We start from the raw sequence: 1,567 nt of genomic DNA on the forward strand, positions 1-1,567 counted from the left end.
CTGCGCCTCCTGCTCGCCGACGCGCTGGAGCGCGACGGCGCGCACGAGGAGGCCGCCGAGCACGCGCTGGAGGCGACCCACCACGCCGACGCGGTGCCCGGGGGCGAGGGACTCGCGGCCTGGGCGCGGTTCCGGCTCGGCGGGCTGCTGCTCGGTCAGGGCCGCGTGGACGAGGCGGCCGTGGTCCTTGAGGCCGCCCTGACCGGCCTCGGCACGGAGTCGCACGGTGACGGCGCGGTCGTGCAGGCCCGCTGGTGGCTGGGTGACTGCCACCGCGGCCTGGGCGAGCCCCGCGAGGCGGCGGAGGCCTATCTGCTCGCGGCCGAACTCGCGCGGCACTGGCCCGAGCAGCGCGACCCCGCCGTGCTCGCCAACCTGGCCGCCGACGCCCTCGGCGACGCGGGGCTGCGCGAGAGCGCGGAGCGCGCCTACGCGCGTGCCGGGGAACTGTGGCTGACCGTCGGCAACCCGCTCGCCCGCATCCGCACCCTGCGCGCCCGCGCCTGGCTCCACACGGACGGCGCCGCGCCGGGCGCGACGGCGCGGGCCCTCGGGTTCATGAGCGAGGCCGCGTCCTCCGGCGAGGCTGCTGACGGAACCGCCTTTCGCCGACGATCCCGAGGCACGTGCGCGCGCCTGTTTCGAGCTGGGCCGTACGTACCACCAGCACGCCGAAATCCTCGGCGGCAACCTGGTGGAGGAGGACGAGGACGCCGGGGACGAAGCGCTTGCCGGCGGCGGAGATCCGCGTCGTACGGGAGGAGGCGCTCGGCCTCGCGCACCGCGCGGCCGACGCCTTCGGCACGGCGGGCCCCGAGTACGCCGCCGAGCACAGCGGGGCCCGGCTCACCGCGGCCTGGTTCTGCGCCGCCCTCGGGCTCGCGGGGGGAAGCGCGCGCCCTGAGCCGCGACGGTGCGTGAGACACACGCCGACGACGCGTCGCCCGAGGGACAGGCCCGCTCGGCGGCGGCGGCGCAGGTACTGGCCACGACGGAGGAGGCGACGGGCGCCTAGCGGACGCCTCCGCGAACGGCTTGCGCCCGAGGGCGCGACGGCCGCTCGGCGCGCCTCATTCCACGCCGACGAGCAGCAATGCCGCTCCGTGTCCGCCGGTGTGGACGACGGTGTCCACGGCGAGGTGACGGGCCCGCACGTGGCGTTCCAGCTCGTCCGCGAGGGTGTCGGGGCACTCCTCGCCGGGGACGAGCGTGACCATCTCGCCGCCCGCCGCGAGCATCCGGTCGAGGACGGTGCGCGCGATCGCCGCGACGTCCTGGCCGATGACCACGACGTCGCCGTCGATGAGGCCGAGCACGTCGCCGGCCTGGCAGATGCCGACGGAGGTCCACGAGCGGTGTTCGGCGACCGCGAGTTCCGCGTAGCGGGTCGCGGTGGCGGCGCTGGTCATGGCGACGACGTCCTCGTCGAAGCGCCGCTCGGCCTCGTGCACGGCGAGCGCGGCGACGCCCTGCACGGCGGAGCGGGTGGGGATCACGGCGACGCGTACGCCGAGGTGGCGGGCGTCCTGCGCGGCGGCCGCGGCGGTGTGATGGAGGTCGGCGTCGT

Annotated in this window: 1 protein-coding gene and 1 pseudogene; both read right to left on the reverse strand. The window is 76.9% G+C overall.

Annotated elements, in window-relative coordinates:
• A partial coding sequence (locus tag SSBG_RS35655) for a hypothetical protein (protein WP_158677749.1) occupies positions 1-339 on the reverse strand: 339 nt, incomplete at its 3' end.
• Positions 340-1,070: 731 nt separating this feature from the next.
• Positions 1,071-1,567 (reverse strand): annotated as a pseudogene (locus SSBG_RS06630) (dihydroxyacetone kinase); the annotation flags it as partial.

This window comes from Streptomyces sp. SPB074 (assembly GCF_000154905.1).
Lineage (GTDB): Bacteria > Actinomycetota > Actinomycetes > Streptomycetales > Streptomycetaceae > Streptomyces.